The 25935-nt window shown below is 70.8% G+C and carries 21 protein-coding genes and 1 pseudogene; 10 read left to right on the top strand and 12 right to left on the bottom strand.

Annotation, left to right across the window (positions count from 1 at the left end; genetic code table 11):
- Positions 1–45 precede the first annotated feature (45 nt).
- Positions 46–300 (top strand): hypothetical protein, encoded by a 255-nt coding sequence (locus HL652_RS15925; protein ID WP_171706218.1) that lies wholly within the window; start codon positions 46–48, stop codon positions 298–300.
- Here HL652_RS15925 and HL652_RS15930 read toward each other — a convergent pair.
- The gene (locus HL652_RS15930; RefSeq protein WP_171706219.1) at positions 285–1265 is read right to left on the bottom strand and encodes a LysR family transcriptional regulator; all 981 of its coding nucleotides are present in this window, start codon (positions 1263–1265) and stop codon (positions 285–287) included. The genes HL652_RS15925 and HL652_RS15930 overlap by 16 nt on opposite strands.
- Positions 1266–1335: 70 nt before the next feature.
- Here HL652_RS15930 and HL652_RS15935 point away from each other — a divergent pair, with 70 nt between their 5' ends.
- The gene (locus HL652_RS15935) at positions 1336–3069 is read left to right on the top strand and encodes an L-aspartate oxidase (RefSeq protein ID WP_171706220.1); all 1734 of its coding nucleotides are present in this window, start codon (positions 1336–1338) and stop codon (positions 3067–3069) included.
- Between the two features lie 220 nt (positions 3070–3289).
- Here HL652_RS15935 and HL652_RS15940 read toward each other — a convergent pair whose 3' ends face one another.
- Positions 3290–4870 carry an MFS transporter gene (locus HL652_RS15940; protein WP_171706221.1) on the bottom strand — a complete coding sequence of 527 codons (1581 nt, stop codon included), beginning with the start codon at positions 4868–4870 and terminating at the stop codon, positions 3290–3292.
- 83 nt (positions 4871–4953) lie between these two features.
- On the opposite strand from HL652_RS15940, the gene HL652_RS15945 reads away from it, so the two are divergent.
- Both HL652_RS15945 and HL652_RS15950 read left to right on the top strand, forming a co-directional pair.
- Positions 4954–5499, top strand: a complete 546-nt coding sequence (locus HL652_RS15945) for a TetR/AcrR family transcriptional regulator (protein ID WP_171706222.1) — start codon at positions 4954–4956, stop codon at positions 5497–5499.
- A 26-nt stretch (positions 5500–5525) separates the two neighbouring features.
- Positions 5526–6398, top strand: coding sequence for a VOC family protein (locus tag HL652_RS15950; RefSeq protein WP_253743344.1), 873 nt, complete (start codon positions 5526–5528; stop codon positions 6396–6398).
- A 6-nt stretch (positions 6399–6404) separates the two neighbouring features.
- On the opposite strand, the gene HL652_RS15955 is transcribed toward HL652_RS15950, so the two are convergent.
- From HL652_RS15955 to HL652_RS15975, 6 genes and pseudogenes are all read right to left on the bottom strand, one after another.
- Complete coding sequence (locus tag HL652_RS15955; RefSeq protein ID WP_171706223.1) at positions 6405–6677, bottom strand: PadR family transcriptional regulator; 273 nt, start codon at positions 6675–6677, stop codon at positions 6405–6407.
- A gap of 19 nt (positions 6678–6696) precedes the next feature.
- Positions 6697–8193, bottom strand: a complete 1497-nt coding sequence (locus tag HL652_RS15960; protein ID WP_171706224.1) for a catalase — start codon at positions 8191–8193, stop codon at positions 6697–6699.
- A gap of 47 nt (positions 8194–8240) precedes the next feature.
- Positions 8241–8663, bottom strand: coding sequence for a Fur family transcriptional regulator (locus HL652_RS15965; RefSeq protein ID WP_171706225.1), 423 nt, complete (start codon positions 8661–8663; stop codon positions 8241–8243).
- 88 nt (positions 8664–8751) lie between these two features.
- Positions 8752–9339: a cell wall-binding repeat-containing protein gene (locus tag HL652_RS22065; protein WP_371743649.1), complete on the bottom strand. Its 588-nt coding sequence runs from the start codon at positions 9337–9339 to the stop codon at positions 8752–8754.
- A gap of 30 nt (positions 9340–9369) precedes the next feature.
- Positions 9370–11547: pseudogene (locus tag HL652_RS21765) on the bottom strand (bifunctional metallophosphatase/5'-nucleotidase); the annotation flags it as partial.
- A 180-nt stretch (positions 11548–11727) separates the two neighbouring features.
- Positions 11728–15168: an ExeM/NucH family extracellular endonuclease gene (locus HL652_RS15975; RefSeq protein WP_171706227.1), complete on the bottom strand. Its 3441-nt coding sequence runs from the start codon at positions 15166–15168 to the stop codon at positions 11728–11730.
- Positions 15169–15526: 358 nt separating this feature from the next.
- Here HL652_RS15975 and HL652_RS21770 point away from each other — a divergent pair, with 358 nt between their 5' ends.
- The 3 genes from HL652_RS21770 (at position 15527) to purQ (ending at position 19029) form a co-directional block, all read left to right on the top strand.
- Positions 15527–17965, top strand: coding sequence for a LuxR C-terminal-related transcriptional regulator (locus HL652_RS21770; RefSeq protein WP_171706228.1), 2439 nt, complete (start codon positions 15527–15529; stop codon positions 17963–17965).
- 75 nt (positions 17966–18040) lie between these two features.
- Positions 18041–18334, top strand: a complete 294-nt coding sequence (gene purS, locus HL652_RS15985) for a phosphoribosylformylglycinamidine synthase subunit PurS (protein ID WP_171706229.1) — start codon at positions 18041–18043, stop codon at positions 18332–18334.
- Positions 18331–19029: a phosphoribosylformylglycinamidine synthase subunit PurQ gene (gene purQ / locus HL652_RS15990; protein WP_171706230.1), complete on the top strand. Its 699-nt coding sequence runs from the start codon at positions 18331–18333 to the stop codon at positions 19027–19029. Before purS ends, purQ begins: the two co-directional genes overlap by 4 nt.
- Positions 19030–19194: 165 nt before the next feature.
- Here purQ and HL652_RS15995 read toward each other — a convergent pair whose 3' ends face one another.
- The 4 genes from HL652_RS15995 to HL652_RS16010 all read right to left on the bottom strand — a co-directional run bounded on the left by HL652_RS15995 (position 19195) and on the right by HL652_RS16010 (position 23073).
- Positions 19195–20271 carry an alcohol dehydrogenase catalytic domain-containing protein gene (locus HL652_RS15995; protein ID WP_171706231.1) on the bottom strand — a complete coding sequence of 359 codons (1077 nt, stop codon included), beginning with the start codon at positions 20269–20271 and terminating at the stop codon, positions 19195–19197.
- A 74-nt stretch (positions 20272–20345) separates the two neighbouring features.
- Complete coding sequence (locus HL652_RS16000) at positions 20346–21374, bottom strand: dihydroorotate dehydrogenase (protein WP_171706232.1); 1029 nt, start codon at positions 21372–21374, stop codon at positions 20346–20348.
- Positions 21371–22168: an HpcH/HpaI aldolase family protein gene (locus tag HL652_RS16005; RefSeq protein ID WP_171706233.1), complete on the bottom strand. Its 798-nt coding sequence runs from the start codon at positions 22166–22168 to the stop codon at positions 21371–21373. Before HL652_RS16005 ends, HL652_RS16000 begins: the two co-directional genes overlap by 4 nt.
- Before the next feature lie 14 nt (positions 22169–22182).
- On the bottom strand, positions 22183–23073 hold the full coding sequence (locus tag HL652_RS16010) for a DUF6282 family protein (protein ID WP_171706234.1): 891 nt from the start codon (positions 23071–23073) through the stop codon (positions 22183–22185).
- A 208-nt stretch (positions 23074–23281) separates the two neighbouring features.
- Between HL652_RS16010 and HL652_RS16015 the strand changes: the two genes are divergently transcribed.
- From HL652_RS16015 to HL652_RS16025, 3 genes are read left to right on the top strand one after another with little or no spacing between them, the layout of a single operon-like run.
- Positions 23282–24082, top strand: coding sequence for an IclR family transcriptional regulator (locus HL652_RS16015; protein ID WP_171706235.1), 801 nt, complete (start codon positions 23282–23284; stop codon positions 24080–24082).
- A gap of 23 nt (positions 24083–24105) precedes the next feature.
- Positions 24106–24480, top strand: coding sequence for a cupin domain-containing protein (locus HL652_RS16020; protein ID WP_171706236.1), 375 nt, complete (start codon positions 24106–24108; stop codon positions 24478–24480).
- Positions 24480–25910: an aldehyde dehydrogenase family protein gene (locus HL652_RS16025; RefSeq protein ID WP_171706237.1), complete on the top strand. Its 1431-nt coding sequence runs from the start codon at positions 24480–24482 to the stop codon at positions 25908–25910. The genes HL652_RS16020 and HL652_RS16025 overlap by 1 nt, the downstream gene beginning before the upstream one ends.
- Positions 25911–25935: the final 25 nt, after the last annotated feature.

Here is a 25935-nt window from a genome sequence, read left to right on the forward strand (position 1 = left end):
ATGCGCGGGGTTGCGGATGCGCGGGAGGGTCGTAGCGTCGGGGGCATGGGTATTCAGAGCGGTAACGACGAGGAGACCGTCGAGAAGGACATGTCGTACAGCCCCGCCAGCGGGCAGGAGACCGAGGAGGCGCAGGACGATCCGCGCGGCTCGGCCCACCTCGACGACCCCGAGATCGATTCGAGCGCCGTGAAGACGGTGCCGGGCGAGGGCGGGCCCGACGACGTGGGCGAGATCGACGTCGACGAAGAGGCGATCCGCGCCTCCATCGCGGAACGGTCGGCTCAGACGAGGCCCTGAGACGCGGGCGACCCGACGCTCGAGGGCGCCAACGGCCCGACCCGCCGCATCGTCACCCCCGATCGCTCGGCGAACCCGGTGGCCGTCGCCGCGATGGTGCGCTGCATCACCCCGACGGCCGCAGCGGGCGCCACATCGGCGGGCCGCGCCAGGCTGATGGTGCGGGTGAGCACGGGCTCGACCAGTCGCACCGACCGCAGCGCCGGACGGTCGATGAGCACCATCGCCGGAACGATCGCCACACCCAGCCCGCGTTCGACGAAGCGCAGCACCGCATCCATCTCGGCTCCCTCGAGCACGACCTCGGGCACGAGCCCGGCGAGCTCGAACGCCGCGTCGGTCGTGCTGCGCAGGTCGTAGCTCGAGCTGAAGACGATCTGCGGCAGCGCCGCGACCTCGGCGAGGGTGATGGTCGTGCGGCGCGTGAGACGCGCCGCCGCGGCCGAGGAGACGACGACGAGCTCCTCCTCGAGCAGCGGTGTCACGGTGAAGCGCTCCGCCGCCTCGGCCGACGAGGTCGTGATGAGCGCGAGATCGAGCTCTCCCCCGGCCAGCTCGTCGAGCAGCCCCCGCGACCCTTGCTCCGACAGGTGCAGCTCCACCGACGGATGCGCGGTGTGGAACGCACTCAGCACCTCGGCGACCAGGCTGATGCAGAGCGTCGGCGTCGCCCCGAGCCGCACCCGGCCGCGCCGGAGCCCGGCCAGCTCGGCGAGTTCGCGACGCACCGAGGCGGCGTCGGCGAGCATCCGTCGCGCCAGCGGAAGGAGGGTCTCCCCCGCACTGGTGAGGGTGCTGCCTGAACGCGCCCTGTGAAAGAGCTCGGCACCGAGCTCCTGCTCCAGCGAGGCGATCTGCCGGCTGAGGGAGGGCTGGGCGAGGTGCAGCGCATCCGCCGCCCGCGTGAAGTTGCCGAGACTCGCCACCTCGGCGAAGGCGCGCAGCTGATCGAGGTTCACATCCATAGCCTATGTGCATCGTCATGACGAGATATATGCATTGGAGTAATTCGACGGAGCTGCCTACGGTTCAAGCATGCGATCCACCGAACGTCAGATCTCCACCACCGTCCTCGTCATCGGCACCGGCGGCTCCGGTCTCCGCGCCTCGATCGAACTCGCCGAAGCGGGCGTCGACGTGCTCGCCGTCGGCAAGCGCCCGAAGTCGGATGCGCACACCTCCCTCGCCGCGGGCGGCATCAACGCGGCCCTCGGCACCATGGACGAGGAGGACAGCTGGCAGCAGCACGCCGCCGACACCCTGAAGGAGTCGTACCTGCTCGCCAACCCGCACACCGTGCAGATCGTCACCGAGGGCGCGGCGCAGGGCATCGACGACCTCGAGCGCTACGGCATGCCGTTCGCCCGCGAAGACGACGGGCGCATCTCGCAGCGGTTCTTCGGCGCACACACCTTCCGCCGCACGGCGTTCGCGGGCGACTACACGGGGCTCGAGATCCAGCGCACGCTCGTGAACCGGGCCGCGCTCCTCGACATCCCGATCCTCGACCGCGTGTACATCACGCGCATCCTCACCAATGACGACGGGGCGGTGTTCGGCGCCTACGGCTTCGACCTCGAAGACGGCACGCGCTACCTCATCCACGCGGATGCGGTCATCCTCGCCGCCGGTGGGCACAACCGCATCTGGCGCCGCACCTCCTCGCGTCGCGACGAGAACACCGGCGACTCGTTCCGCCTGGCCGTCGAGGCCGGCGGCCGGCTGCGCGACCCCGAGCTGGTGCAGTTCCACCCCTCGGGCATCATCGAGCCCGAGAGCGCCGCGGGCACCCTCATCTCGGAGGCGGCTCGGGGCGAGGGCGGCATCCTCCGCAACGGACTCGGCGAGCGCTTCATGCACAAGTACGACCCCGAGCGGCTCGAGCTCTCGACCCGCGACCGTGTCGCGCTCGCCTGCTACACCGAGATCAAGGAGGGCCGGGGCACGCCGAACGGCGGCGTCTGGCTCGATGTCTCGCACCTGCCGCGCGAGACCATCATGACCAAGCTGCCGCGGGTGTACCAGACCATGCTCGAGCTGCAGATGCTCGACGTGACGAAGGAGCCGATCGAGATCGCGCCCACCGCCCACTACTCGATGGGCGGGGTGTGGGTGCGGCCCTCCGATCACGCCACCGACGTGCCCGGGCTCTACGCGATCGGCGAGGCGTCGTCGGGGCTGCACGGTGCGAACCGGCTGGGCGGCAACTCGCTCATCGAGCTGCTCGTGTTCGGGCGCATCGTGGGTCAGGCGGCGGCGGCCTACTCGGCGGGGCTGCCCGCGCAGAAGCGCTCGGCGGCGGCGGTCGCCGTGGCGCGCGACGAGATCGCGGGGCTGCTCGCCTCCGACGGTCCCGAGAACGTGCGTGCGCTGCAGCGGGCCATCCGCAACACCATGACCGAGCACGCCGGCGTGGTGCGCGACGAGGAGGGGCTGCTCGCGGGCCTTGCCGAACTCGACGCCATCGACGCGCGCATCGCGCAGATCGGGGTGCACCCCGACATCGCCGGGTTCCAGGATCTCGCCCACGCCTTCGACCTCAAGTCGTCGTCGCTCGCGGCGCGCGCGACCCTGCTCGCCGCCCTCGAACGACGCGAGACCCGAGGCTGCCACAACCGCAGCGACTACCCCGAGCTCGACCCCGAGCTGCAGGTGAACCTGGTGTGGTCGCCGTCGACCGGCGTCGTGCGGGAGCCCATCCCCGCCACCCCCGACGACATCGCCGCCCTCATGCGCGACGTCTCCACCGCCGGCAAGCTCGTGGAGTAGCGCGGCGCGGCGCCTCCCGCTGCCGCGCCGCTCGCGAAACGGATGGAGTCTCGGCCTCTTTCGGGCCTGAGACTCCATCCGTTTCCGCACAGCTGCCGAAAGTCCACCGAGTTCGGGGCGGCAGAACGATGGATGCTGTGCCGAATACCGGTGTCAGCATCCGTCGTTCGGGCGAAAAGGCCCGAAACTCCGTCGTTTGGGTGGAGCTGCGTGGGGCGGCTCAGTCGGCGACGGGCGCGGCAGGCGCAGCCGCGGGGGCGGGGCGGCCCGTGGGGCGGGTGGTGCGGAGGGTGCGGTGGACGACGAGCCAGGCGGTGGCGATGAGGGCGACGGCGATGGTGGAGGTGACGCCGATGCCGCTCTCGAACGCGGCCTTCGCGGAGGCGACGAGCGTCTCACCGGCGCTGCCCGGCAGCGACGAGGCCGCACTCATCGCGCCGCCCAGGGTCTCGCCCGCGGCGCGGTCGGCCGCCGGGTCGAGTCCCGACGGCACCACGACGTTCGCCCGGTAGAACGCCGAGAGCACGGCGCCGAGCACCGCGGTGCCGAGCACGACCCCGAGCTCGTACGCGGTCTCGGAGATACCCGCGGCGGCACCCGCCTTCTCCTCCGGCACCGAGGCGAGGATGACGTCGTTCGAGATGGTCTCCGCGAACGAGACCCCGAACGAGAGCACCACGAACGCGATCGCCACCACCATCGCCGTGAGGTCGTGCTGGAACAGCACCACCATCGCGAAACCGGCCGCCGTGCAGCTCAGGCCCCCGAGCACCACCGACCGCGGGCTGAGGCGCCGCACGAGAACGGCAGCGAGCATCCCGGCGCCGATGCCCACGAGAGTGGCGGGCAGCAGCAGCAGACCCGAGTCGAGCGGACTCAGCCCCAGCACGAGCTGCAGGTGCTGCGACGCGAAGAACAGGAAGCCGACCAGGCTGAACACGCTGAGGAAGTTCGCCACGATCGACCCGGCGAACGGCGCGTTGGCGAACAGCGCGAGATCGAGCAGCGGGTTCGGGATGCGGCGCTGCCGCCGCACGAACAGCGCACCCACCACAAGCCCCACGACCACGGCGGCGACCCCCGCCACGGTGATGCCGTCGTGGGCGAGCTGCTTGATGCCGAAGACGAAGGGGGTGAGGGCAGCCAGCGAGAGCACGACGCTCAGCACGTCGATGCGCCCCGGGTTCGGGTCGCGCGACTCGGGGATGAACACGAAGCCGAGCGCGAGCAGCGGGATGAGCACGGGCACCGCGAGCAGGAACACCGAGCCCCAGGCGAAGTGCTCGAGCAGGATGCCGCCCACGATCGGGCCGAGGCTCGACCCGGCGGCGAAACCACCCGCCCAGATGGCGATGGCCATGGTGCGCTCGCGAGCATCCGTGAAGATGTTGCGCAGCAGCGACAGGGTCGAGGGCATGAGCATGGCGCCGAAGAACGCCATGAGGGCGCGGGCGGCGATGAGCAGCTCGGCGCTCGGGGCGAAGGCCGCGGCGGCCGAGACGAGGGCGAAGCCGGTGGCGCCGATCATGAGCAGGCGGCGCCGGCCGACGCGGTCGCCGACGGTGCCCATCGCCACGAGGAGGCCGGCGAGGATGAGCGGGTAGACGTCGACGATCCAGAGCAGGGTCGTGCTGCTCGGGCCGAGGTCGCGACTGATCGACGGCAGGGCGAAGCTCAGCACGGTGTTGTCGACCGAGACGAGCAGCACAGGCAGCATCAGCAGCGCGAGCGAGACGTAGCGGTGCTTGTAGAGGGGCGCGGCGGCGCGGTCGAGGGTGGGCGCGGAGACGGGGGACTGCATGGTGTGACCTGTTACGTGCGAGTTTTACTGCACCATTCGGTGCAGCAAAGTCACTGTACCAAACAGTGCAGTAAACTTCAACGATGGCCCAGCACAAGGACAACGCCCGCGAGACGATCCTCACGGCGTTCCAGAACCTGCTGATCGAATCGCGCGGCACCTCGGCGAGCCTCGACGAGGTCGCCCGCCGCGCCGGCGTCACCAAGGGCGGGCTGCTCTACCACTTCGGCTCGCGCCGCGCCCTCGAAGACGCGCTCGTCGACCGCCTCGAAGCCGTGGCAGCGGAGGACCTCGAACGGATGCGCACCGCACCGGGCGGCGCCCTCGCCTATTACCTCCCCCTCAGCGACTACATCGACAGCCCCCTCGACCGGGCCACCGTGGCGGTCGGCTTCCTCGCCCATGACCACGAGCGCGCCCGCACGCTGCTCGCGACCCTCCGCTCCCGGCACCAGGAGCTCATCGCCGCCGATCTCGGCGACCCCCTGCTCGCCCGCGTCGCCCTCCTGCTCGGCGACGGTCTCTACTACGAGGCACTCACCACGGGCACCGTGCCGGGCGACGAGGTCGCCATCATCGACTTCGTCGACCGCCTCCGCGCCACGCCGCCGCCCGGCGCCGGAATTTAGTTGTGGCTACAAGTGTTTGAGAACGCATGACGACTGCCGCCGACCTCCTCGCCCCCGACACCGCGATGGGAGCCGTGACTCTGCGCGTCGGCGACCTCGACCGCATGGTCGGGTACTACCGCGACGCCGTGCTGCTCGACGTCATCTCGCAGCTCGGCGGCACGGCGCTGCTCGGCCGCGACGGCGTGCCCCTGCTCGTGCTGCAGCACGCGCCCGAGCTGAGGAGCGCCGAGCCCCGCTCGGCTGGGCTCTTCCACACGGCGATCGTGTTCGAGACCGAGCAGGCCCTCGCCGCAGCCGTGTACTCGGTGGCGTCACGCTTCCCGCACAGCTTCACCGGATCATCCGATCACCTAGTGTCGAAGGCGTTCTACTTCACCGACCCCGAAGGCAATGGGGTCGAGCTCTACTGGGACCGCGACCGCACGCAGTGGAGCTGGGCCCACGGACAGGTCGAGATGTCGACGATCTTCCTCGACCCGAACGGCTACCTGCAGGAGCACCTCACCCAGGAGGCGCTCGACTCACCGCGCGCGGGAGGAGCATCCATCGGGCACGTGCACCTCTCGGTGGGAGACGTGCCGCAGGCCCGCGACTTCTACGTCGACAAGCTCGGCTTCGAGGTGACCGCCACCTACGGGCCGCAGGCGCTGTTCGTGTCGGCGGGCGGCTACCACCACCACATGGCGATGAACACCTGGAACTCGGCGGGCGCCGGCCGGCGCGGGCTGGCCCTGGGGCTCGGGCAGGTGGAGATCGTGCTTCCGGATGCCGACGAGGTCGCCGCCGCCGACGCCAGGCTGCGGCATCACGGTCTGCAGACCGCCGACGACGGACTCACCGTGACGGTGAACGACCCCTGGGACAACACGATCGTGCTGCGGCCGGCCGCGGGCTGAGCCCGCTCACGACCGCGCAGTCACCAGCTCCCGGGCGGCCTCGGCGCCCTCGGGCGTGAAGGTGTAGACGCGGCGGCGATGCAGCTGGGTGGTGACGTTCTCCTCCCACGCCGAGCTGATCCAGCCCTGCGCCTCGAGCCGCTCCAGAATCGGGTAGACGGTGCCGGAAGGGCGCCCACTGCGCTTCATGAGGTCGAACCCGAAGGCGGTGCCGCCGCTCTCGAGCAGGAGCGACAGCAGGTCGAGAGTGGGGGCGGTCACGCGCTTCAGCGGTTCCATACCCCCACCCTGCCATCGATCAGGCGGGGATGCCCGCCTGCTCGGGCGAGACGTCGGCGCCCGGGGCCGAGGGCTCGAGCGCTGCCGCGACGCGCTGCGAGAGCTCGGGATCGACCTTCGCCCAGTAGTCGAGCACGCGCACGCGCAGCTCGGGGATGGTGACCTTCGAGACGTGGCCCGCGATGTTCTTCACCAGGCGCTCGCGCGCCGCGTCGTCGAGCACCTCGCGCACGAGGGTGCCGGCCTGGCCGAAGTCGTCGTCTTCGGCGTGCAGGGTAGCGGCGCTGCGCACGAGTGCGCCATCCGACTCCCAGCCGGAGTCGTCGCCGTGCTTGGCCGGGTCGGCGTGCGGGCCACCGAAGGAGTTCGGGGCGTACACCGGCTGCGACGCGTCTTTGAAGCCGAAGCGCATGGCGCCGTCTTTCGAGTAGCTGTTCTCGTGCAGCGGGGCGTTCACCGGCAGCTGGGCGTGGTTGGTGCCCACGCGGTAGCGGTGCGCATCCGCATAGCTGAAGATGCGGGCGAGCAGCATCTTGTCGGGGCTGGCCGCGATGCCGGGAACGAAGTTCGAGGGGGCGAAAGTCGCCTGCTCGATCTGCGCGAAGTAGTTCTCGGGGTTGCGGTTGAGGGTCATGGTGCCGACCTCGATGAGGGGGTAGTCGCCGTGCGGCCAGACCTTCGTGAGATCGAACGGGTTGAACCGGTAGCCGGCAGCGTCGGCGTAGGGCATGACCTGCACCGAGAGGGTCCAGGTGGGGAAGTCGCCGCGGTCGATGGCCTCGGAGAGGTCGCGGATGTGGAAGTCGGCGTCTTCACCGGCGATCTGGTCGGCGGCGGCCTGGGAGAGGATCTCGATGCCCTGGTTGGTCTTGAAGTGGTACTTCACCCAGAACTTCTCGCCCGCGGCGTTGATCCACTGGTAGGTGTGCGAGCCGAAGCCGTCCATGTGGCGCCAGGAGGCGGGCAGGCCGCGGTCGCCCATCAGCCAGGTGACCTGGTGGGCCGATTCGGGCGAGAGGGTCCAGAAGTCCCACTGCATGTTGTGGTCGCGCAGGTGGCTGCCGGGCAGGCGCTTCTGCGAACGGATGAAGTCGGGGAACTTGATGCCGTCGCGGATGAAGAACACCGGGGTGTTGTTGCCGACGAGGTCGTAGTTGCCCTCGTCGGTGTAGAACTTCAGCGCGAAGCCGCGGGGGTCGCGCCAGGTGTCGGGCGAGCCCTGCTCGCCGGCGACGGTCGAGAAGCGGGCGAGCATGTCGACCTTGGCGCCGGGCTGGAACAGCGACGCCCGGGTGTAGGCGCTCACGTCGCCGGTGGTCTCGAAGGTGCCGAACGCCCCGCCGCCCTTCGCGTGCACGACGCGCTCCGGAACCCGCTCGCGGTTGAACTGAGCGAGCTTCTCCACCAGGTAGTGGTCGTGGAGCACGACGGGGCCGTCGGCGCCGACGCTCTGCGAGTGGTCGTCGCTCGCGACGGGGGCTCCCGCGTTCGTGGTGGTGAAGTTCTGGTCGGTCATGTAGTCCTCGGTTCCGTCTGACGTGACGTGGTGTGTCGGATGGGTGTTCAGTGCTGCTGCGACTGGCAGGCGGGGCACAGGCCCCAGAAGGTGACCTCGGCGGTGTCGATGACGAAGCCGCCCGTCGACGACGGCGCGAGACAGGGCGCCGCCCCGTGAACGCACTCGACGTCGGCGACAGCTCCGCACGAGGTGCACACCACGTGGTGGTGGTTGTCACCGATGCGTCGCTCGTAGAGCGCCGGCGAGCCCGCGGGCTCGATGCGCCTGATGAGCCCCGCGTTCGCGAGCGCGTTCAGCACCACGTAGACCGCCTGCAGCGAGGTGCCCGGAAGCTCCCCCTGCACCGAGCGGTGCACCGTGTCGGCATCGGAGTGCGGCGCGCGCTCGAGGGCGGTGAGCACCGCCAGCCGCTGGCCGGTAACCCGCAGCCCCGCATCACGGATGCGCGTCTCCAGGTCGGTGGCCATGAGACGACGATACCCCCTAATTATGAACGGTTCATAATTAGGGGGTATCGCTCAGGTGGACGTCAGGTGCCCCTCAGGGGCGCCCGGGTCAGCCCGCAGCGCAGGCGGTGAGCTCAGCCACCGCCGGCGAGAGGGTGAGGTCGCCACCGAGCAGGGTGACCTGCGTGGCCCCCAGCGCGGTGATCTGCGCGAGCGTGTCGGCCGGCACGCAGGTGCCCGGCACGGTGAACAACGGCGCGTCGACCTTCGGTGCGAGACCCGAGCCCGACAGGGCGTCGGGGAAGCTCTCACCGGTGGCGAGGAACACGCGGTTCGCGCTCTCGAAGAAGTGACCGTTGATGAGGCGCGACGACTCGTAGCGGTCGACGCCGCCGAGACGCACGGCCTTCGTGATCGCGCCGACCTCGCCGAAGATGCCCTTCGAGACCGACTTCTCGCCGCCCACCACCGAGATCTCGGCGGAGTCGAGGCCCTTCAGCAGAGCCTCGGTGGCGTCGTTTAGCGAGCCCGCGGTGCCGTTGACGAGAACCACGGGGCCCTCGCCGTCGATCGCCGCACCCGCCGACAGTGCGTCGGCAAAGTTGGCGCCGGCGGCCACGACGGCGACCGGTGCACCCGAGGGGAACGCGGTCTCCGCGACCTTGCGCGAGGTCTCGAAGCGGTCGGCTCCGTCGATGCGGGTGACGTCGGCGAGGCCTGCAAGCTGCTCCTCGACCCCGGCCGAGACCGAGTTCGGACCACCGACGATGACGACGTTCTCGGGCGCCAGGCGCTCGATCTCGGCGGCGACGTCGGCGGGGAGCGCAGCGGCTGCGGTCAGCAGGATGGGCGCGTCGGCCTGGGCGGCGGCCGGAGCTGCCGACAGGGCGTCGGGGTAGGTCTCGCCGGAGGCCACGTAGACCGTCGCTGCACCTCCCGGGAAGCCGGCCTGCGAGGCGGCGACCGAGGTGGCGTAGCGGTTCTCGCCCGAGATGCGGTCGGTCGACGGCAGGCCGTCGGGCACCCGCACGGGGATGCGCACCACGGTGCCGCTCGGCTGAGCGGTGACCACGAGCTCGCTGGCGACGTGGGCGTCGGCGGGGACCTCGACGGTCAGGGTGGCGGAGCCGTCGGTCACCGCGGCGGGCTCGAAGGTGGCCGCGGAGCCCTCCCACGAGATCTCGAGCGAGGTGTTCTTCGGGCTGCCGAGCGACGTGAGGTCGAGGTTCGACACAGTGGCCGAGACGTCGGCCCCGATGACCGCCTCACCGGTCACCCCGGTGACCTCGGCCGCGTGACGGGCGAAGTCGGGGGTGAGGTTCGGGTTGGCCTCGAGGTAGGCGATCCAGGCGTCACGGTCGATCAGACCCGAGTCGCGGGTGTCGGTGCCGTTGGCGAACTCGCGGAAGTTGTCGCCTCCCTGCAGCAGGAAGTTGAACGAACCGATGCGGTAGCTCGCGGCGGGGTCGATCGGCGCACCGTCGATCCAGATGCCGGTGACGTGCTCGCCCTGGGCGGCAGCGCCGTCGTAGGTGTACTCGACGTTGTCGGAGAGACCGAGCTTCAGGAACGGACGCGACGGGATGGTGCCGTCGGGGTTGGTCTGCCACTGCTGCTCGAGAACGGTCTTGAACTGGGCGCCGGTGAGCGTCGTGGTCCAGAGGTTGTTCACGAACGGCAGCACCGCGTTCGCCTCGGCGTAGGTGATGACGCCGTCGTCGCCCTTGAGGAGCTCGGCGCGGAGGCCGCCCGGGTTCACGACACCGATGGTGGCGCCGCCGCGCTCGGGCGAGCCGAGCGAGGAGACCAGCGAGTCGGCGACCAGGTTGCCGAGGGTCGACTCCGAGGCGCGGTCGTCACGGCTGCCGCCGGTGTAGACGCCGTCGACGTAGGAGCCGCCGGCGAAGGCGGTCGTGATGTCGGCGGTGACCGAGCCCTTCGGCTGGTTGCCGATGACGGCGGCCTCGGCGAGGGCGGCGTCGGTGATGGTCTTCACCTCGGCGACCCGCGGGTACGCGGCGACCAGGGCCGCGTCGTCGTCTCCGGTGCGCGCCACGTTCGCGGCGGTGTACGACGACACCGCCTTGGTGGTGGGGTCGACGGTGAGCACGACGTTGCCGATGTTCTCGCCGTACGAACCGGTCTGCACGACCGGGCGGGTCTTGCCCGCCTCGCCGGGCACCGGGCCGTCCCACGCGTACTGCTTGTGGGTGTGGCCGGTGAAGATCACGTCGACTGCCGCATCGGTCTTGGTGACGATGTCGGTGAAGGCGTTGTCGAGCTCGAGCTCGTCTTCGAGGCTGGCGCCGTCGGGCGTGCCCGCGCTCGCACCCTCGTGGTAGCTGGCGACGATGACGTCGGCCTCTCCGTTCGACTCGTCGCCGTCGGTGAGCTGAGCCGCGACGCGGTTGACGGCCTCGACCGGGTCTCCGAAGTCGAGGTCGGCGATGCCGCCGGGCGAGACCAGCGTGGGGGTCTCCTGCGTGATGGCGCCGATGACGCCGATGCGCAGACCCTGCACCTCCTGGATGGAGTACTCGTCGAGGGCGGGGGTGGTCGTGCCCTTCTCGTAGACGTTCGCACCGAGGTAGTCCCACTGCGCGTTGCGCGAACCGTCGGCACCGATGATGCGATCGGTGAGGTCGGCGTAGCCCTGGTCGAACTCGTGGTTACCCACCGCGCTGGTGGCGAGGTCGAGCGCGTTCAGCACGTCGATGGTGGGCTGGTCGTTCGAGACGCTCGAGGCGAACAGCGAGGCACCGACGTTGTCGCCGGACGAGACGAACAGCGAGTTCTCCTCGCCGTACTGCTCGCGCAGCTTCTCGATGGTTCCGGCGAACTTGACGGTGTTCGCGTCGATCCGGCCGTGGAAGTCGTTGATGTCGATGAGGCTGATCTGGACGGGGTCGCCGGGGGCGGCCGATGCCGACGACGCGACCCCGATGAGGGGCGCCGCCATCAGCGCACCTCCGAGGACGGTCGCGAGTGCCGCCTTGAGCGGCCTCGACGCGGTGTGGGACATGGAACTCCTCTGTGATCGCTGGTTATCGGAAGGGGACGTGGGCGGGATGCTCGGCACGGGCGGTCACCCGGCCGCGCAGGCGGTGAGCTCGGCCACCGCCGGCGAGAGGGTGTTCTCGCCGCCGAGAAGGGTCACCTGGCCGGCACCGAGGGCGTCGATCTGCGCGAGCGTCTCGGCGGGCACGCAGTCGCCGGGCACCGTGAACAGGGGCGCGTCGAGCTTCGGAGCGAGCCCGGAGCCCGACAGGGCGTCGGGGAAGCCGACTCCGGTGGCGAGCACGACCCGGTCGGCCGAGGTGAAGAAGTGGGCGTTGATGAGACGCGACGACTCGTAGCGGTCGACACCTCCGAGTCGTACGGTCTCGGCGATGGTGCCGAGCTGGGTGACGATGCCGGCCGAGACCGACTTCTCCCCACCCGCCACGGCGATCTCGTCGAGCCCGAGCTCCTCGATCAGCGCGGCCGAGGCCGCGTCGAGCGAGTTCGCCCTGCCGTCGACCAGCACCACCGGGCCTGCTCCGTCGATGGCGGCACCGGCCGACAGCGCGTCGGCGAAGTTCGCCCCGGCCGCGACGACGGCCTGAGCGGCGCCCTCGGGGAAGGCGGACTCGGCGACGAGGCGCGACGTCTCGTAGCGGTCGGCCCCCTGGATGCGGGAGACCGGGGCGATCTGGCCGAGTGCTGTCTGAACAGCAGCGGACACCGAGTTCACGCCGCCCACGACGACGATGCTCTCGGGGTCGAGGCGCTCCACCTCGGCGGCGACCCCCGGCGGCAGCTGCCCCTGCTGCGTCAGCAGGATGGGCGCGTCGGCCCGCGCGGCGGCGGGCGAGGCCGACAGCGCGTCGGGGAACACCTCGCCCGAGACCACGTAGACCGTCTCCGCGCCCTCGGGGAAGCCCTCGAGCGAGGCCTCCACCGAGGTGGCGTAGCGGTCGGCGCCTGCGACGCGGTCGGTGACCGGCTCGACGGGCTCGTCGCCGACGGAGTAGCCGACGATGACCGGGTCGTGGTCGCTCGAGCGGAACACGCTCTCGTCGTAGAAGTCGGTGGCGTTGTAGTTGAAGCGGCTGTACTCCTTCGCGATGGACTCGCCGGAGTTGATGTTCCAGATGTCGACCCCGGTCACCTTCGCGTCGGCCGCGGCGGAGGCGAAGATGTGGTCGAGCGAACCGCTCTGGCCGCTGAACGAGTAGCTGTACTCGCCGGTCTTCCCGCCCTGGTCGACGTAGCCCGCGTCGGTGATGACCTTCACCGGGTCTTCCTGCGAGTAGGCGTTGAAGTCACCGATGAGGAACACCTCGTCGGTGCCGAGCTCGCTCTGCAGCGATGCCGAGAACTCGACGAGGGCGCTCGCCTGAGCGACGCGCGAGGCGTTCGAGCCGCCCTGGCCGTCGCCCTGGTCGGCATCGGCACCGCTGCCCGACCCCTTCGACTTGAAGTGGTTCACGATGGCGATGAAGGCGTCGTCGTCGCTCCCGCCCGCGGGGATGAACTCCTGGGCGAGCGGCTGCCTGGCGTTGGAGAAGGCGTCGTCGAGCAGCACCCGCGATGTGCCGACGGGCTCCACGGCGGCCTCCTTGTAGATGAAGGCCGTGCGGATGACGTCTTGAGCGGCGAGCGTGGGCAGCTGGTCGGCTGCCGGTGAGGGCACGAACTCCCACTGCTCCGCCGGAGCGAGGCCCTCGTTGAGGGCATCGACCAGGGTGGAGAGGGCCTCGTCGCGGTCTTTGCCGAACTTCACCGAGTTCTCGATCTCTTCGAGCGAGACGACGTCGGCACCGAGGCCGTTGATGGCCGCGACGATCTTCGCCTGCTGGCGCTCAAGGTCATCGGCCTCCGCCGCGCCGCGTGCGTCGCAGCCCTCGTCGACGGTGACGTTGTTGCCGTCGCGATCGGTGTAGAAGGTGCAGCCGGTGAGCTGGTCGCCCGTGGTGGTGAAGTAGTTCAGCACGTTGAACCCGGCGATGACGATGTCGCCGCCGACCTCCTCGGGAGCCTGGGGCTGCACGTCGCTGAACGTCGCCGGCAGTGTGCCCCCGGCCACGAGCTGGGTGGTGGGCTGGAACTTCCAGGTGTTGTTTCGGTAGTCGAAGATGACCGGCGAGGTGAAGCTCACCGCGGAGCCGACCGTGATCGACCGGTCGTCGGTGAGGTAGGGCAGGGGCAGCGCCTGATTCTCGGCCGAACCCAGGAAGTTGATGCTCGCACCGTCGTCGAGGGTCACGGCGCGGGCGGCGTTCTCGGCCACGGCGGCGGTGTACTCGGGGGTGCCGGGGCGGGCGATCTCGGTGGGGGTGATGAGCGGGGTGCTACCGGAGGCGAGGCCGATCTCGGCGTACTGGTTGGTGGAGTAGGTGTTGCTCACCGTGAACTGGCCCTGGGGCGCCAGGAGCATGCCTTCGAGCGACTCGCGCTGCGCCTCCTCCCGCGGGAGCTCGATCGTCGCCGGGACGACGGGGTCGGCCGCGTCGAGCAGCTTCTCGAGCCCGTCGGCCGAACCGACCACGAACTCGGTCAGCCCGTTGAACTCCTCGATGTGGCCGGTGACCTTGACCAGGTCGCCCACGGCGACCGAGCCGACCGTCGACTCCGAGTAGACGAAGATGGCGTCGGAGGCGGTGTGGGTGGCGAGGTCGATCGCTCCGCCGGTGCCGGGAGTCTGGATGTAGTAACCCTTGAACCCTCCGGTGGGGTACGCGGCGGTCACCACGCCGGTCGTGGTGACCGGGGGCTTCTCGGGGGTCGCGAACGGCGACGCGTCGCCGGTGCCCTGGAGCTCGGCGATGGTGTGCTCGGTGGGCTCGCCGGGTTCTTCGGGCTCCTCCGGCTCGACCGGGCCCGTGCCGGCGGCGTTCTGCGGCGTGACCGTGCCGGTGGAGACGAAGTCGGCGGAGTTGTCGTCGGTGTCGGCGAACCCGGTGCGGGCGAGCGAGTTGGGAACGGAGTTGCCTCCGTCGACCGTGGCGGCCAGCGTCTCGAAGGTGTTCGAGCTGCCATAGCCGACGAGGTCGACGATGCCGTCGGTCTCGGTGACGGAGCCGGGCGCCGGCGCCAGGGGCTCTGCGACGTCGGCGAGAATGAGCGTGCCGTTGGTGCCCGAAGGCGTGATGGCCGACCCCAGGTCGAGGTCGGGCGCGGGGAGCGCAGAGCCGGTCGCCCCGTTGCCCTGCACGGCCACGAGGAAGTAGCCGCCGGCCGCGATCGAGCCGCTGAGCAGCCCGACGCCGTTGACGGCTCCCTCACCGCCCGCCGAGCGGTACTGCAGCGACCACCCGTCGAGCGAGACGGCGGAGGTGCCGGGGTTGTAGAGCTCGACGAACTTCGAGCTGAAGGGGGCTCCGGCGCTGCCGCCCTTGAGGTAGGCCTCGTTGATGACGACGCCCGTGCCGTCGACCGAGGCCTGGGCCGACGAGGCGACTCCGACGAGGGGTGCCGCGAGCACGGCTCCGGTGGCGATCGTGGTGAGTGCCGCCCGGAGCGACCTCGTGGACTTCTGCGTCATGGATCTCCTCAGACGGTTCACACGGATTCGGCCATCGTAGGGACCCGAAGTAACGAAAGGCGAGCTACACGTTTCTATTAGGTAAATTAAGTGAAACTGATAGAACGTCACCCCCTCGGGGGACAAAAGGCTAACCGAGCGATCGGCAGGAACGCAAGCACCGACTCAGTAATTCTCGGTAGTCCAGGAATTGAGTAGCGTGGGGGGGAGATCCAATCCGACGCCCGTGTCGAAGCCCTCGGTAGTGTGGAGTCAGCTTTGTTGGGGAGGCTCGAGATGCCGGGTGACGATGAGGCCCTCTCAGCGGGCTGACGCGGGACTGCGCGAGGTGATCGGCGCCGACCGCAGTGTGAGGGTGATGACCGAACGCCTGCTCGCCGGCGAGAGCGTCATGATCGCGGGGCCCTTCGGTTCCGGGAAGAGCCACGTCATCACGGCGGTGGCGGCGGAGCTGCGGCAGCTCGGTCACGACCCGGTCGTGGTTCGCGGGTCGGCGACCCTGCGTTCGGCGCCCTACGGAGCCCTCGACGTGGCCGACGACACACGCCTAGAAGCGCTCCGCCCCGGTGAGGCCGCCCGCCACGAGACACCCACGGTGATCGTCGTCGACGACGCCCACCAGCTCGACGACTTCTCGCTGCAGCTGCTCACCCGCAGCATCCTGCACGGCCGGTCGGTCGCGTTGTTCGCCGTCGGCACCGAGCCCGGCGCCGCGGACTCGCCCGGCGCATCCGGCGCATCCGGTGCACCCGCCGCACTCAACGACCTGTGGCTGGAGGGCAGGCTCCACCGCACCGACCTCGCCCTGCTCGACCCCGACACCTCGGAGGAGCTCCTGTCGGAGTACGTCGGTTCCGGGCTGCTCGACTCCGTCACACGCCGCGCCCTCCACGTGCGTGCGCACGGCTCACGCCGACTGCTCCGCGAACTCGCCTTCGACGCCGCCACCGAGACGGTCGCCGGGCGCGACCCGCTCGCCCTCGGGCGCGAGCTCGCCCCGGGGTCGCGGGCCGCCGACGTGCTCGCCGCCACCGTCGCCGATCTCGACGACGACCAGCACCGCGCGCTCGCCGTGATCGGCAGGCTGCGCGGGATGGCCTCGGCCACCGCCTGCCGCTTCATCGACCCCGCGATCATCGACTCGCTCGTGCAACGCGGCGCCGTGCACGTCGACGACCGCCCGGAGCGCGGACTCTACGCCGACCCCTACCTCGCCGCGGCCTCGACGGCGCGACTGGCGCCCGGCCGCCTCGACGTCGCCCTCGATGTGATCGCCACCCGCGCGCTGGCTACCCCCGAGCAGCCGAGGGGCGCCGCCCTCGACCGCCTGATCGCCACCTTCTGGCACTCCGGCCGGTCCACGGTGCCCTCGCCCGAGACCGTCGACGCCGAGACGAGGCGGCGCATCCTCGCCGGCGCCGCCCACAGCGCCAACTCCGGGGGACGGAGCGATCTCGCCCTGGCCTACACCGCGATGGCCAGGAAGTACGGCGACCACGCCTCCCTGCGTCTGGAGTCGTCGCGGGCCCGCGCGGGTCTGCAAGACTTCGCGGCGGCCTTCGCCGAGCTCGCCGGCATCGACGCCGCGGGCGTCTGCACCGGCGACCTGCGGCGGGTCGTGCGCTGGTGGAGCTCTCTCACGACCTGGCTGCCCGTCGAGGGCCGGGGAGCCTCGCTCACCGGCTGGCTCGAGGCCTCGGGCATCGACGACCCGAGCATCCTGTGCGAGATCGAGGTGCAGCGGGCTGAAGCGGCGTGCCTCGCGATGGACTGGAGCACCGCGGTGGCGGTGGCGGATGCGGTGCTCGAGGTCGAGGGCGCCCACACTCTCGCACGGGTGCGCTCCGCCATCATGTCGGCGTTCGCCGACGTGCAACGAGGGCGGTTCGACGAGGGGCTCGCGAAGCTCGCGGCGGCCGACCGCGCCAACCGCGACCCGGTCACGGGGAGACCGGTGTCGCTGATGGTCGAACTCGCCCTGCTCTCGTTCGAGGGCGGCGCCGCGTTCGCCGCAGGCAGGCCGATGCCCGCGCACCCCCAGCGGCTGCGGGTGGTCACCCTGCTCGCCGCCCATCGCGACGACCGGTCGAGCCTCGCGCTGGCGGGCGTCGCCGCCGCCGTCGTGCTCGGCATCGCGCAGTCGGAGCCCGACGTCACCGACGTCGAGCTCGAGGCGGCGCTGCGGCGCCTGGACCGCATCGAGCTCGCCGTCTGGCGGCCGCTGCTGGCCTACCTGCGGGTGACGGCGCTGGCACGGAACGGGCGCACCGACGACGCCAGGGCGGCGCTCGACGAGGTCGACGACCAGCTGCTGTCGCACCATCTCATCTACCGCTACTCACGCGACACCACCGAGGCCGAGATCTCGCAGCGGCCGGTGCGAGGCGAACCCGTAGAGACCACGATCTCGCCCGACACGTACTTCCCAAGGCACCGGGGGACCGTGCGGCGCATCGGCGCCGACCGTCGGGCCCAGCCAGAATCGCAGACCGAGGCATCCGGGCCGCCACGGGCGACCGGAACCGCGACGGCCGCCGACCGCGCGGGCGGCCAGTCTGCTCCGGGCTCCGCGAGCGATGCGGCAGGGGGCGGCCCCGCGCGCGGGATCGACGCCGTGCTCACCGAACGGGAGCTCGAGGTGGCCCTGCTCGTCGCCCGGCAGCTGAGCAACAAGGAGATCGCGCACCAGCTCTACCTCTCGGTGCGCACGGTCGAGTCGCACGTCTACACCGCGCGCGGAAAGCTCGGGGCCCGCACCCGCCGCGAACTCGGCAGGATCGTCGCCGGTTCCGAGTAGGGCGGGCGCGGCGGGTGGCCGCCCGGCGGCGGGTAGACTGTGGAGGTCCTCCCCCGCCGACCGCAGGAGCAGCACGTGCCGAAGATCGTCGTCGACGTCATGCCCAAAGCAGAACTTCTCGACCCGCAGGGCAAGGCCGTCGCCGGCGCCCTCGCCCGCCTCGGCCACGAGGCCTTCACCGACGTGCGCGTCGGCAAGCGGTTCGAACTCACCGTCGAGGGCCAGGTCGACGAGCAGACCCTGAGTGCCGTGCGCGAGGTCGCCGACGAGCTGCTGTCGAACTCGGTGATCGAAGACGTGGTGAACATCACCGTCGTCGACGCGGCGGGCGAGCACAGCGCCGCCGCCGCATCCGGAGCCCTGGCGTGACCCGCGTCGGAGTCGTCACCTTCCCCGGCTCGCTCGACGACCGCGACGCGCAGCGCGCCGTGAAGTTCGCGGGCGCCGAGCCCGTCGCACTCTGGCACGGCGACCACGACCTGCAGGGCGTTGACGCCGTCGTGCTGCCGGGCGGCTTCAGCTACGGCGACTACCTGCGCTGCGGCGCCATCGCCTCGCACTCGCCACTCATGCGCGAGGTCGTCGCCGCCGCGGAGCGCGGGGTGCCGGTGCTCGGCATCTGCAACGGCTTCCAGATGCTCACCGAGGCGCACCTGCTGCCGGGCGGCCTCATCCGCAACGACCACGGCAGCTTCATCTGCCGCGACCAGGTGCTGCGGGTCGAGAACACCTCGACGGCGTGGACCAACGGATACACCGCCGGCCAGGAGATCACCATCCCGCTGAAGAACGGCGAGGGCGGCTACATCGCCTCGGCCGAGACGCTCGCGCGCCTCGAGGGCGAGGGGCTCGTGGCGTTCCGCTACGTGGGCGTGAACCCGAACGGCTCGCTCAACGACATCGCCGGCGTCACCAACGAGCGCGGCAACGTGGTGGGGCTCATGCCGCACCCCGAGCACGCCATCGAGCCCGGCTTCGGCCCCGACACCGCTGCCGCCATGCGCTCGGGCGTCGACGGGCTCACCATGTTCACGAGCGCCCTGCGGAGCCTGCTCTCCGTCTGAACGGCCGCCTGAACGGCCGCCTGGACGGCTGAACGCCTGCGTCCTTCGCCCCGCTCGCCGGGGCTCGGATGCACGGGAAAGCCCGCGCGAAGAGACACGCCCATACGCATGGTCGATGGGAGGCCCTAACCGTTCGCTGTCTCTTCGCGCGGGGGATGGTGAGGTCTAGAAGACGACGACCGTGCGGAGCACGTCGCCCGACCGCAGACGGTCGAGGGCGGCGGGCAGCTCGTCGAGCGGAACCCGCGCGCTGATGATGCCCTCGAGATCGAGCACCCCGTCGCGCCAGAGCTGGATGACGCGCGGGAAGTCACGGCGGATGTCGGTCGACCCGAAGACCGAACCCACGAGCCGGCGCTCCCCGGCGTAGAGCTCGTACGGGCTGAACGAGACCTCGGAGTCCTTCGGCCCGACACCGGCGATCACCGCGGTGCCCCCGCGCCGCACGGCGTCGTACGCGGCGCGGATCGTCGCGGCCGCACCGACGGCCTCGATCGCGTAGTCGAAACCGCCGCCCGGCTGCTCGGCAGCCACGGCGGTGAGTTCCTCGGGTGCGACCGCACGGGTGGCTCCCAGACGCACCGCGAGCTCGCGCTTGGACGCGACCGGGTCGACCGCCAGCACGGTTCCGTCGGTGGCCGCCCTCGCCGCCTGCACCGCCGAGAGGCCGACCCCGCCGCATCCGATGACGACGACGGAGGAGCCCGGCGTGACCGCGGCGGTGTTCACCACCGCGCCAACACCCGTCGACACCCCGCAGCCGACCAGGGCGCCGATCTCGAAGGGAACGTCGTCGGGCAGCGCGACGAGGTTGAACTCCGACACCAGGAGCTCCTCGGCGAAGCCGCCGCACCCCGCCTGAGCCCATACCGTCTCCTCACCGTCGCGGAAGCGCGGGAAGCGGTACTCGTCGCTGAGGTTGAAGGTGCACAACTGCGGGCGGCCCGCGACGCACTGCTCGCATGTGCCGCACTGGGGCACCCACGACACGATGACGCGGTCGCCCGGCGCGACGGTCGTCACGTCGGGCCCGACCTCGAGCACCTCCCCCGCCGACTCGTGACCGACCACGACGGGGGTCGGCAGACCGAGCCGGCCCGACACGGCCGAGAGGTCGGAGTGACAGACACCGGCGGCCCGCACGGCGACGCGTACGAAGCGGCCGGTGAGGGGTGCGAGGGTGAGGCCCTCCTTGATGACGAGCCCGTCGGCTCCGGGGTGTTCGAGAACGGCGGCGCGCATGATGATCTCCTTCGATGACGGATGAGGTGGTGCTGGGGCGAGGAACAGGGAACGGGAGAGGGAGCGGCAGACGTTCAGCGTTTCCAGGGCTCGGGGCGGGAGCCGGTGGGTGCGATCTCACCGTACGCACGGGCCCGCTCGGCGGAGGCGCCGACGATCTCGGCGACGTCGGTGTGCCCGTGTCGTTCGAGGTGCTCGCGCACTCCGGCGACGAGCCGGGTGATCGCGGCCGGTCCGTGCACCCAGACGGCGTCGACCACCTCGACGGCGCACGCACCGCTCAGCAGGAACCGCACCACGTCGTCGGCGTCGCGGGCGCCGTTGGTGCCGATCAGGGGCACGCCCACGGCAGGGTCGCGGTAGGCCTTGCTGACGGCGAAGAGACTGAGCGGAAGGCACCAGGGGCCACCGATCGCACCCCACGAACCCAGCACGGGGTCGTAGCTGTCGATGTCGGGAACGAAGCCGTTGAAGCGCCCGATCAGCGTCACGGCGTCGGCGCCGGCGCTCACGGCGCTGCGGGCCAGACCCACCACGTCGGAGGCGGTGCCCGGGAGCTTCACGATCAGGGGCTTGTCGCTCACCCGGCGAACCGCCCGCACCGTCTCGGCGACGGCGTCGCCGTCGGTGAGCTGGCGCACGGCGCCGGAGGCGGCCTCGCGGCCGTGCGGGGCGCCCACGTTGAGCTCCACCGCCTCGACCACGCTCCACAGCCGGTCGGCGATCGCGGCAGCGCCCTCCGCGCTCGCCACGGTGATGCTGCCGACGACGGCGCTGTCTCGGGCGCGGGCGTACTGCTCGGCCTCGGCGAGCATCCGCACCCAGTCGTCGAGCGTCGACTGCGCGAGGCCCGAGCGGTTGAAGAGGAAGCGGGAACGCACGGGGTCGACGGGTGCGAGACGGTCGTCGAGGTAGGCGTAGTCGGCGATGTCGAGCTGGTCGCGGGCCGCCTGCACCTCATTCACCGACTTGGCCACCACGGCCCCCGCGCCGGCGTCGACGCAAGCCGTGATGCCCGCGAGGTCCATCGTCAGCTCCGACGACCCGACCCAGACCGGGTTGGCCGTCTCGAAGCCCGCGACGGACGAGCGCAGCGACGTCATCGCGCCGCTCCGGCGACAGGCCCGGCGACGGTCCCGGAGCGGACGGCTTCGACAGCCGCCTCCGCCGCGGCGATCTGGCCGCCGGCGGCCCGTCCGAGCACGGCGAGATCGGATCCGATCACGATGTAACGGTAGCCGGATGCGGCGGCCGCCGCTGCCCCCTCCGCGTTCGCCACGAAGGTTCCGAGCAGGGTTCCGGTGCGGGCAGCGCTCTGCTCGATCTCGGCGATGACCCTCGCCGCGACTCCCGAGGCGATGTCCCCCGGCGTGCCCGCGGCCACCGACAGGTCGGCGGGGCCGATGAAGGCCACCTCCAGCGGGGTGAGGATGTCGTCGAGCGGATCGTCGAATGCCGCGGTCTCGAGCTGGCCCACCGCGAGAGGGGCGCTCGTGAAGGCGTCGAGGTACGGCTTCATCGCGACAGCGCCGTAGCGCGCGGCCGGCTGGGCCAGGCTGATGCTGCGGTCGCCGACCGGCTGATAGCGCAGCGCCCGCACGAAGGCGGTGGCCTGTGCGGAACTCGTCACCGTCGAGAGCTGGATTCCCGAGGCACCGGCCTCGAGCAGCCGGTTCGCGAGGGCCGGGTCGAGATGACCGATGCGCACGAGTGCCTGCACGCCGTTCGCCCGCGCGGCGAGCAGCGTCTCCCGGGCCTCGGCGTACGAGGCCTGTCCGTGTTCGAGATCGACGACGATGAAGTCGTACCCTACGCCCGCGAGCACGTCGACCACCTCGGGGCGGGGCAGCTTCACGAAGGTGCCGAGGAGCGGCCGGCCGGCGAGCGCCTCCCTCATCTGCGCGCCTGCGCTCACGCGCCGAGACCCGCCAGGCGCGTGGTGTTGTGCACCACCATGGTTCGCAGCTGCTCGTCGGTGACACCGCGATCGAGCAGGTCTCCGAGCACCCGCTCGTACCCCTCGACCGGCAGCGGGTTGCCCTTCTGTCCCAGGTCGGAACCGAAGATCGTGTTCTCGACGCCGAGCAGGTCGATCAGCCGCACGAGTTCGTCGGGCTCCCAGTTGCAGAAGCTCGATCGGTCGTCGTACATGCAGAGCGAGTGCTCCACGACAGCGCCCAGTTCGATCCAGCGCCGCACGAGATCTTCGTCGGCCTCGATCACGAAATTGGGGTGGTTCACCAGCAGGCGGGTGATGCCCTTGGCCTTCGCGGCTTCGAGCACCGCCGTCACCTCGGGGGGCGACATGTGACCCGTCGACAGGATGAGGTCGTTCTCCGCGATCAGATCGAGCACTTCCTCCGCTGCGTCGACGAGTGCGCCGTCCTCGTCGAGCACGCGGATGGCATCGCCGACGGTGAGCGCGTCGTCGGTGTGCGGGAAGCGCAGCTCGTCGCTGTGCGCACAGATGTGCCGGTCGCTGGAGATGGTCGGGAACCAGACGATCCGCCCGCCGCGGTTCACGGCGAGTTCGACCGCCACGGGGTTGAGGCCGCCGACGTAGTTGTTGAGCGCGACGCCTCCGAGCACTGGTAGGGGCAACGGCCCACCCGAGCTCTCCACCGCGGCGATGTCGCTCAGCATGCTGTGGTGGTGCGACTTCACCAGGATCGCCGCGAAGCCCGCCTCCGCCGCCTGCTCGGCGGCCTGCCTGATGCCGATGCGGCGCGGGAAGGGCGAGGGGCCCGGATGCACGTGGAGATCGACTGCTCCGTCGAGGATGTCGCGGATGCGCTGTTTCATACGGTGCTCCTTTGCACTGATCGTTTGTCCCATGATGCGGAAACAAGATGCTGTTATCCGGAACTGCCAGACAGCGTATGTCGCAAATCCCCGTCGAAGCAAGTCGACTTGACATCGGTCGAGACCCCGCTTCATACTCGTGGCATCGCGTAAACGGAATCTGCATCCCGCATTCCAGCACAGCTCACCGCAACGAAGGGGACGAGCCTTGACACTCGAGGATCTGCTCGACGACAGCGCCGACACGGGCGAGGGCCCTCGGGGCGATCTGCAGGTGGTGGCCAGGGTTGCCGCCGTTCTGCGGTTGTTCTCGCCGACGCAGCCCACCATCGGGCTGAGCGAGGCGTCGAGCGGGCTCGGCCTCCAGAAGTCGACGGCCCACCGCTACCTGACCTCCCTCGAGAACCACGGGTTCCTGCGCCGCGTCGAGGGGGCGCGCTTCGCCCTCGGCCCGCTCCTCGACCAGCTCGGCGCCCTCACGGTCTCGCGCTGGCAGGTCATGGAAGCGGCGGCCCCGATCATGCGCGAGCTCGCCGCGACCACGCGGCAGACCGTCGTGCTCAGCGTCTGGGGCGGGATGGGCCCGGTGGTCGTGCGGGTCACCGAAGACGACAGCCAGATCGTGCACATCTCGGTGCGCGTCGGCAGTACGCTCCCCTACGACTCCGCCCAGGGCACCATGTTCCTCGCCCATCTGACCGACCGCCGGGTCTCGGAGAACCTCGCGGCGACCCTCTCGCCCGAGCGCCTCGCGGCCCTGCGCGAGAACCTCGCCGCCGTTCGCGAGGCAGGCATCAGCATCGACGAGCACGTCGTGGCCGGCGTGCGCGCGCTCGCCGTTCCGGTCTTCGACCGCGACGGGCGCATCACCGCCGTGATGGCGGTGGTCGGCACATCGAACTCCGTGCCCGCCGACCCCGAGGGCGGGGTGGCCCAGGGCCTCATCGCCGCCGGCAGGCTGCTCGAGCGCCGGCTGCAAGGCGGCGACGGCGCCCACGACCCCGAATGACGAAAGACACCGGAGGAGAACCCATGTACAGCGACAAGGCCTACGAGAAGGTCGTCAACTTCTACGAACTCGAGCAGGAGGAGGCACGGCCCGGCGTCAAGCGGTCGGCCTACGCCACCGACGAGGCGATGCTCGTCATGAACGTGCTCGAGCGGGGAATGCAGCTGCGCCCCCACGTGCACGAGGACTTCGATCAGCTCGCCGTGGTGACCCAGGGCGAGGCCGATTACTACATCGAAGACACGCCGCACCGCATGACCGCGGGCTCGGTGCTGCTCGTGCCCGCCGGCAAGTACCACCACATCGAGCCGATCAGCGACGAGGTGCACAACCTCGACCTCTTCTTCCCTCCCCGCGAGGACTACGCCCACCTGCTCGACTACATGAAGGGCCTCTGATGCGAGACCGACGCGAACAGTTCATCGACGGCGAGTGGATCCCGTCGTCGGAGCCGGGACTCGAGGTGCGATCGGCTCGCACCGGCACCCTCGTGGGCCGGGTCGCGGAAGGCACGATCGACGACGTCGAGCGCGCCGTCGCCGCCGCCCGCCGGGCGTTCCCGGCCTGGTCGGCACTCCCCGCGGGCGAACGCGCCGGGTACCTCAGGGCGATCGCCGAGGGCATCCGCTCGCACGCCGACGAGATCGTGACTCTCGTCGCCGAGGAGATCGGCACGATCGAGGGCACCGCGCGAGCCATGCAGATCGGTGCCGCCGCGCACGCCTTCGACGACGCCGCCGCCCACGCCGAGGCCGCGCTCGAGGCGAAGGAGCTCGGCAACAGCCGCATCCTCTCGCAGCCCGTCGGCGTCGTCGCCGCCATCACCCCCTGGAACTTCCCGCTCTACCAAGCGGCTCTGAAGATCGCTCCGGCCCTCGCGGTGGGATGCACCGTCGTGCTGAAACCCAGCGAGGTCGCCGGGCTCACCGCACTCACGCTGGGCGACATCGCGGCCGAGGCCGGCCTGCCGGCCGGTGTGCTGAACATCGTCTCCGGCCTCGGCCCCGTCGTGGGCGAGGCACTCGTCGGGCATCCCGAGGTCGACGCCGTGACCTTCACGGGGTCAGACCGCGCGGGCGCCCGCGTGGCATCGATCGCGGGCGGCGCCATCAAGCCGGTGACGCTCGAGCTCGGCGGCAAGAGCGCCCACCTCGTGCTCGACGACAGCGACCTCGAGAGCGCGGTGGGCTACAGCATCACGAGCGCCTTCGGCAACAACGGCCAGGTCTGCGCGGCGCTCAGCCGCCTGGTGGTGCCTCGCGATCTCCTCCCCCGGGTGGAGGAGATCGCGCTCGCCAAGGCGTCGACCGTCGTGGTGGGCGACCCCCTGGAGTCGGGCACCCAGCTCGGCCCGCTCACCTCGGAGGCCCAGCGCGAACGCCTGCAGGGGCTCGTGCGCACGGCCGTCGACGAGGGCACCCGCGTGCTGCTCGGCGGCCCCGACGCCGAGGTCGCCGTTCCGAGCGGCCTCGAGGGCGGCTACTGGGTCGCGCCGACCGTGTTCACCGACGTCGCGCCCGACGCGACCATCGCGCAGGAGGAGGCCTTCGGCCCCGTGCTGACGATCATCCCCTTCGACGGCGACGACGAGGAGGGGGTGCGGATCGTGAACTCCACGCGATACGGCCTCAACGCCGCCGTCTGGGCCGCCGACCGCGAACGCGCCGAGGCCGTCGCCCGACAGCTCAATGCGAGCACGGTCTACCTCAACGCCGCCGCCTTCAACCCGTCAGCGCCCTTCGGCGGCACCAAGGGCTCGGGCTTCGGCCGCGAGCGCGGCGCCTGGGGCCTGCACGAATACACCCAGACCAAGTCCGTCCAGGTCTGACCCGAGGAACAGTCGTTCCGACACG

It is taken from the genome of Herbiconiux sp. SALV-R1 (genome assembly GCF_013113715.1).
Taxonomy (GTDB): domain Bacteria; phylum Actinomycetota; class Actinomycetes; order Actinomycetales; family Microbacteriaceae; genus Herbiconiux.

Coding starts and splice junctions, on each gene's coding strand:
- HL652_RS15925 (WP_171706218.1), top strand. CDS start 46: ATGGGTATTCAGAGCGGTAACGACGAGGAGACCGTCGAGAAGGACATG.
- HL652_RS15930 (WP_171706219.1), bottom strand. CDS start 1,265: ATGGATGTGAACCTCGATCAGCTGCGCGCCTTCGCCGAGGTGGCGAGT.
- HL652_RS15935 (WP_171706220.1), top strand. CDS start 1,336: ATGCGATCCACCGAACGTCAGATCTCCACCACCGTCCTCGTCATCGGC.
- HL652_RS15940 (WP_171706221.1), bottom strand. CDS start 4,870: ATGCAGTCCCCCGTCTCCGCGCCCACCCTCGACCGCGCCGCCGCGCCC.
- HL652_RS15945 (WP_171706222.1), top strand. CDS start 4,954: ATGGCCCAGCACAAGGACAACGCCCGCGAGACGATCCTCACGGCGTTC.
- HL652_RS15950 (WP_253743344.1), top strand. CDS start 5,526: ATGACGACTGCCGCCGACCTCCTCGCCCCCGACACCGCGATGGGAGCC.
- HL652_RS15955 (WP_171706223.1), bottom strand. CDS start 6,677: ATGGAACCGCTGAAGCGCGTGACCGCCCCCACTCTCGACCTGCTGTCG.
- HL652_RS15960 (WP_171706224.1), bottom strand. CDS start 8,193: ATGACCGACCAGAACTTCACCACCACGAACGCGGGAGCCCCCGTCGCG.
- HL652_RS15965 (WP_171706225.1), bottom strand. CDS start 8,663: ATGGCCACCGACCTGGAGACGCGCATCCGTGATGCGGGGCTGCGGGTT.
- HL652_RS15975 (WP_171706227.1), bottom strand. CDS start 15,168: ATGACGCAGAAGTCCACGAGGTCGCTCCGGGCGGCACTCACCACGATC.
- HL652_RS21770 (WP_171706228.1), top strand. CDS start 15,527: ATGACCGAACGCCTGCTCGCCGGCGAGAGCGTCATGATCGCGGGGCCC.
- HL652_RS15995 (WP_171706231.1), bottom strand. CDS start 20,271: ATGCGCGCCGCCGTTCTCGAACACCCCGGAGCCGACGGGCTCGTCATC.
- HL652_RS16000 (WP_171706232.1), bottom strand. CDS start 21,374: ATGACGTCGCTGCGCTCGTCCGTCGCGGGCTTCGAGACGGCCAACCCG.
- HL652_RS16005 (WP_171706233.1), bottom strand. CDS start 22,168: ATGAGGGAGGCGCTCGCCGGCCGGCCGCTCCTCGGCACCTTCGTGAAG.
- HL652_RS16010 (WP_171706234.1), bottom strand. CDS start 23,073: ATGAAACAGCGCATCCGCGACATCCTCGACGGAGCAGTCGATCTCCAC.
- HL652_RS16020 (WP_171706236.1), top strand. CDS start 24,106: ATGTACAGCGACAAGGCCTACGAGAAGGTCGTCAACTTCTACGAACTC.
- HL652_RS16025 (WP_171706237.1), top strand. CDS start 24,480: ATGCGAGACCGACGCGAACAGTTCATCGACGGCGAGTGGATCCCGTCG.